The following is a 6,391-nucleotide window of genomic DNA, read 5'->3' on the forward strand; positions in this document are numbered from 1 at the left end:
AAATAGATTTTTGAATAGCAAAATAGCTAATAATACGAAGTGTTGATCAGGATTTTTTTACTGCGAAAGTTGAGTTAGTTATAATATTAAAAATAACGAAATAAGAGTGGTTATAGAACTAACGCCGAATGACTTGTTTTCAGGCAAAGATAAAGCAGTTGCTTCTTACAGTATTGCTTCTGAAGAATTATTGAAATATGACGGTTGGGAAGTCCTAACCATACTGACATAGGAAGAGTAAGTATGAATCGTAATGAGAAAGAGACAAATGAATTGGATATGGACTATTTTCCATCTTTAGTTATTAAGGAGAATAAAATAATATCTATCTCGATTGACGGACACTTACCTATTGTGAGTGTCTTTTTTAAAACTCAAAACAAACAAATGATGGAGTTGGTGGTGTATGAGATATGGCTAGAGCAGAGATCCAAAATAAAACAAAGTCTACGAACTGAATGGTGATGTAAAATTAAAAAAATTTGGCTATATAGATCCGCTTATCATAAAGGTTGTTGCAGTGTTTGCAAGAGAACTCTTCAAAAGCAGTGTAGTCAGAATATATGAAAGAGAGTGGAAAATCAATCTATACAAAGGAGCATAAGTTGAACATGGACATCACTCTGGAAACAATTCTAGACAAAATGAAACAGGAAATCGATAAATGGATGACCAATATTAGCGATAAGGACGCGGAACAAATTGTAAAGCGTACTTCGCTACAGGCGGGAATACATGATTACGCTCTGCTCGAATATGTCAAGGGCAGGGTAAAGGTGTGGGAAACGGAGCGCTTTTTAACGTTGCCAGGAGTCAATACCGGCAAATCTTCGGAAATACTGACCGAGGAACAAGTGAGAGAGCGAATCGTCCCTGAGCTGGCTTCTTATATACGGCAAAAATTGGACGAGTTGTCGCCGGCGTTGTTCAATTGTCCATTTACTTTTAACGGCAAGTTTCGGACGCGGAAAGGAGATGTTAACGTTTGTATTCTGGAATACGTCGACGAAATGAAAAAGAAACAATTGCTGAAACAAATCTCCTTTTATATCGCGGATAAGCTCGAAACGGGAAAAAATCCGACTAAACCTTTGGAGACGTTTTTCCTCTCCAGGCACCTGTTGGACGAGAGACTGTTTCCAGATTTAGATGCAGTCCATATCATTTCTATTTTCGAGAAAATTCAAAATGTAAATAAAGAGAACAAACATCTTGCAGAACATCGCAGATATCTGATTGGTGCTTTGCGGAATTGGTTGGAGAATCACTGGTTGCCCCGTTATTTCGAAAATATGGGAACACAATGACAAAAAGAATATAAGAAAAAAAGCGATGCCCGGCTCGAAAATACCGAGCAAGGTCCGATTGAACTGGTCATCTATGCTGCAACCTTGATTCTGAAATACGAGCCCTTCCACAGAAGAAATGGGGGACTGGATATTTTGAATTGTGCTATCGAGTTGGGAAGTGACCGTGCGAAACGTATGACGAAGGAAGGCAGTGGAACGTTCGCCAAGGAAGACGTCAGTTTTTGCGACGAACTGGTGAAATACACAGCCAACGATGTGTTTGCCGAGGTGACCATAGCCATTAAGCAGGAAACGGAGGAGAGTTATGCGCGTGCGCTTCGGTTTCTAACTCGCTTGTTAAGTCTGGGCTTCCACAAAAGTTATCAAATCAAGCTGAAATCTGGAGTCAGACAATGGCTACCAATCAAAGGATTGGCCAAGTCGGGCACGCATCGCTTCTTCTCCAACGCCCTGGAATATACGAATTTGCATTCATTGGTGGAGGAATATGCCCGTACTGCGATGGAATCGTTCGAATGGTATACGGATACAGAAGGTGAAAAAAATTGCATGACGGGCAGTTATGCAGTCTTCGGCCTCGGGTTGGCGGAACGGGCTTATTTTCCGTTAGTAGAAGAATATATGGAAAAGGTTGACGAAGAACACCAGACCGTTCAGAACTACTTCACGATCGCTTTTGCTGAGCGTCATGGCGTTAACGCGGAAACGATTCCTACGCTGGTGAAGTGTATGCTGCATAGCACGGATTCTATGAAACTGAAAATCAAAACCGATATGGAAAATGAGAGGCATCTCATGCTGCTGCTAAATCAGGTTCGTGGCCTTCAGGATTACGAGGTTGAGCATATCGACTACTTAATCTGGGGCGGACCGGACAAGTTGAAGAAGATAGCTTCCAAAACCAAAGGAGATCAAGGAAAGTTGCTCTCGGAGTTGGCGCAGGCCGCCAGCCACCAGCCACGGTTAAATTGGCTATAGTGAGCTAAGAGTTTAACTGGGCTACGATAAAAAAAGGGCAATGAAATGGCGCTATGGTTCGTGGAGCTGGCTGAATTTGCGGGAGTTGAGGATATCGATATTGTTTCAATTACATTTATCCATCAAGACTTGGGTGATAAAGACGTAAAGGTTTACTACTCTTATAACTAGTAACCTCATAAGGTTCTGGAATTGACGTTTGTATTTGAGAGTCCTCTGAACTTTCTTTAGCTTTAGCATTATTAGCTGGCATAAAACGAATAGAAAATTGAAGTGTGTAAACAATATTTTCACCAAAATAAAGTAAGGGATGTAATGTAATGGATGAAGATCAGAAAAAAGTAGAAATATCTTTTCTCACTAATGGACCAACTCAATATGATTACCTTAGAGAACAATTTCAAGATTTAATCAAAAAATTTAATTTAGAACTTCAACAAATCTCTAAAATGTTTGATATACCCACAAATGAGATAAACAATTTAATGAAAGGTTCAATTACTATCACAGATGAAAAATTTGAAGAGATTGAGTATAAATTAACAATGTTGAATTTTGGATTTGAGGGTTTTAATGCAAAAAATAGAGTAAAGTCAATATTGAATAGATTGTTAACGGAATACGAGCTATCAACAGAAAGCTTGTCTAAAATAATAAATGTAGCAGAAAAAGAACTTATAGATTTTAAAGAAGATCAATTATTAGAGAAGAATATAGAAATTGAGATATGTGTGAATATTATCATGCTTAATTTTACTTTACATAAATAAATTAATTTAAATCCCAGGTACTTACTAATAATGAGCGCCTGGGATATTTTCGTTTATTAAATTTGCTTTTTTTTTCATAAATAAATGACACTGGTCTAGAAGAAAGGTTGGAGGTGCTAAAGCAGCCAAAGAAGGAGCTAATAAAATAAAATAGTTAAACTTGCGCAAGTTGCAAATATTGTAGCTGCACAATATAAGATGACCAGCAAAGCTAAATTAGCCGAGCTGGTCTTTTTAATTTACTTAAAGAATTGGTGAGGCAGAGGATATTCTGTTTTGCTGTATCTTAAGAAGAAGCAATAACCGATACAGACAAAATCAAATAGAAATAAGTGTTCTTGGGATGGTCCAGAATTTTTCTGGGTCCTTTTTTATTTCACATTAATTACCCTAAATCCCGATTGGGTAAAGAAGACCTCCCATCATTAAATTTCCACTTTGTGGAGAAATTGACTTTTTAGGAAAACTGTATTACTCTAAGGATGACAGAATTCTGTTTGGTGATAAGCGATACAGATTGGAGGGGAAGGATGCATATTCATTTAGATCCAAGCGGTGAATTACAGCCCTATAAACAGTTAGCGAATCAATAAATGAGTTAATTGCTAAGGGAAAGCTAAAAAATGGTGATACATTCATATTCAAACATAAGTCTTAAGCCCGATATGTTATCAGTCTATCACTGTATTTACGAGCAAAATTAAACTTTGATATTCTATTTATAGAAAATATTTCTTATTGAAGGGAGTAATCAAGGTGTTAAAGTGAACAAAAAATGTGGGGGCATTAATTGTTGTTTTAAGAAGTATATATCTTGAAATCGATTACTTATCTAAGGAGGCAATTCTTTTATGAAAAATAGACTATCTGCGGTTTTAGCCGTTACATTAGCGTTAACGATGAGCCTACCAACAGGGGCGATGGCGTCTTCTAGCAGTCAAACTACGGTTGTGGCTAGCCAAGAATTAGCTAGTCAAGAACTGAAAAAGATTGCGGCAGAGAAGGCTACTCTACTCACGAAGTCCTATGAGACGACTAGCGTGCAGTATGCTCTAATTGATAATGGTAAAGTTATTTTGTCGGGTCAGACAGGCAAGAACGATATGGAAGGAAAACAGCCATTGACCAAAGATACCCTATACGGGATTGGTTCAGTCAGTAAAATGTATGCAACAGCAGCTGTAATGAAATTGGTCGACGAAGGAAAAGTCGATTTGGATGCTCCTGTCATCCACTATGTTCCTGATTTCAAGATGAAAGACGAGCGTTACAAAAGCATTACGCCGCGTATGCTGTTGAACCACTCCTCCGGCTTGCAAGGTAGTACGTTTAGTAATACATTTTTATTTAAAGATAATGATACCTATGCCCATGATAACTTGTTGCAGCAATTGTCCAACCAGAGCTTGAAGGCGGACCCTGGCGCGTTCTCGGTATACTGCAACGACGGCTTTACGCTAGCCGAGATTATGGTGGAAAGAGTCAGCGGTATGAGCTTTACCGAATTTATACATCAACGGTTTACAGAACCCTTAAAGCTAAACCATACGAAAACGCCGCAGGACAAATGGGAAGACGATAAGCGAGCTGGACTTTATTTTCCAACGTTCCAAGGGCAGCTTCCTACTGAATCGGTGAATGTGATTGGTACGGGAGGGATCTCTTCCACAGCAGAAGATTTGGTGCGATTCTCACAAATATTTATGGGACAGGGAAAAGGAATCCTCTCTGATAAGGCAGTCAAGGCGATGGAGCAAGAGGAATATAAAAAAGGAATGTGGCCGGGTGATGGAGATAATATTATCAACTATGGTCTTGGCTGGGATAGTGTGAAACTATATCCATTCAGTGAATATGGGATAAAGGGCTTGGCTAAAGGCGGCGACACGTTACTGCAACATGCTACACTGGTCGTACTTCCGGAACAGAAGATGGCAGTGGCTGTGTTGTCATCCGGTGGTAGCAGCATTATAAATCAACTGATGGCGACTGAAATACTGCTCGCTGCGCTCAAAGAGAAGGGCACAATTAAGGATATCAAGCCGAACAAATCCTTTGGCAAGCCGGTCAAAGCCAAAATGCCTCAAGACGTAGCGAAGAAAGCGGGTTTTTACGGCAATAGTTTCAGTCAATTCAAAATAGAAATTACGAAGAATGGAGAACTAATCTTACCATCTAATCCAGAAGAAAAATATGTATATACTGCGAATGGAAGCTTTATGAATGAGAATGGTACCTCCAAGTTCAATTTCGTCACTGAGAAGAATGGACGAACTTATTTGAAGGAGAGCACATATTCATCGCTGCCAGATTTAGGGCAAGCAGTGGTTACTCAATATGTTGCCGAGAAACTAGAAGACAATGTGCTATCGAAGGAAACCGCTGCCGCATGGGCAAAGCGGGAAGGCGTCAAGTTCTATCCTGTGAGCGAGAAATTTAGTTCTGTACAATATTTGGCACCAATGATGCCCATACAAATAAATAGCAAGGAAGGCATGGAGGGCTATTGGGAAAGCAGAAAAATTACAGGCCCTAACACGGCGATGCATCAGCTCCAAATACCTGTGATGGGTGGCCGTGATACGTCGGAAGCCCGTTTCTATACAGAAGGCGACGATGAATATTTGGAGGTGTCCGGATTTTTATACGTAAGTGAATCCAACGTAAAACAGCTTGATGCAAGCCAATCATCCAAATTTACGCTGCAAGCAAATGGGCATGCGAAATGGTTTACGATCCCGCAAGCGGCAGCAGGGAAAACGATGACCGTGGCGTTGCCATCGAAGAGTTCGTTCGCGGTGTATGATGAAAAGGGAGTATGTATCAATTTTACCGTTGTAAGCGGCAATAACAAAGTAAAACTGCCGAAGAACGGAACGGTTGTATTTGCTGGTGCGCCGAACTCGGAATTTGCAATTACGTTGAATTAACTATAATTCAAGAACGGCTTCAACAAAACCGGTACTACACAGAAATAACTCGAGCTCATTTGACTACATTCTTAACTCGGAAATATGTAGAAGATAATAAATAATAAACAAAAGCCACTAAAAATGAACTATACCCCAAAAGTTAGTCCAAAAAACTAACTTTAAGGGGTCACTACCATAGTGGCTTTTTTTATTTTAGAGCTTATATAAAAATAAAATGGAAATAAAGGTTATAAAGCTTAGTTGTTGTAAATTATTTTCTTTGATAAAATTTCTACTATATAATAACGTAACTGTCCAAAATGATTTTTATAAATATATAATTTTTTGGCTCTTCACCAAAACATGTGCTTGACTAAGAGCCATACTGAATCCATTCAGCATTGCACTCTAGTAAAATTGT

Annotated in this window: 3 protein-coding genes and 2 pseudogenes; all 5 read left to right on the plus strand. The window is 39.1% G+C overall.

Features of this window, described 5'->3' with window-relative positions; translation table 11 throughout:
* Positions 1 to 243 precede the first annotated feature (243 nt).
* Entirely contained in the window at positions 244 to 465 is a 222-nt protein-coding gene (locus tag AMS59_RS20025; protein WP_053485485.1) for a hypothetical protein, read from the plus strand.
* Between the two features lie 146 nt (positions 466 to 611).
* Positions 612 to 2,288, plus strand: a pseudogene (locus AMS59_RS20030) (DUF6138 family protein).
* A 33-nt stretch (positions 2,289 to 2,321) separates the two neighbouring features.
* A pseudogene (locus AMS59_RS25500) lies at positions 2,322 to 2,456 on the plus strand (PBSX family phage terminase large subunit); the annotation flags it as partial.
* A 152-nt stretch (positions 2,457 to 2,608) separates the two neighbouring features.
* Positions 2,609 to 3,058: an HTH domain-containing protein gene (locus AMS59_RS20035; RefSeq protein ID WP_053485486.1), complete on the plus strand. Its 450-nt coding sequence runs from the start codon at positions 2,609 to 2,611 to the stop codon at positions 3,056 to 3,058.
* 851 nt (positions 3,059 to 3,909) lie between these two features.
* Positions 3,910 to 5,988, plus strand: coding sequence for a serine hydrolase (locus AMS59_RS20040; protein ID WP_053485487.1), 2,079 nt, complete (start codon positions 3,910 to 3,912; stop codon positions 5,986 to 5,988).
* Positions 5,989 to 6,391 lie beyond the last annotated feature (403 nt).

This window comes from Lysinibacillus sp. FJAT-14745, from assembly GCF_001275675.1.
Taxonomy (GTDB): domain Bacteria; phylum Bacillota; class Bacilli; order Bacillales_A; family Planococcaceae; genus Lysinibacillus.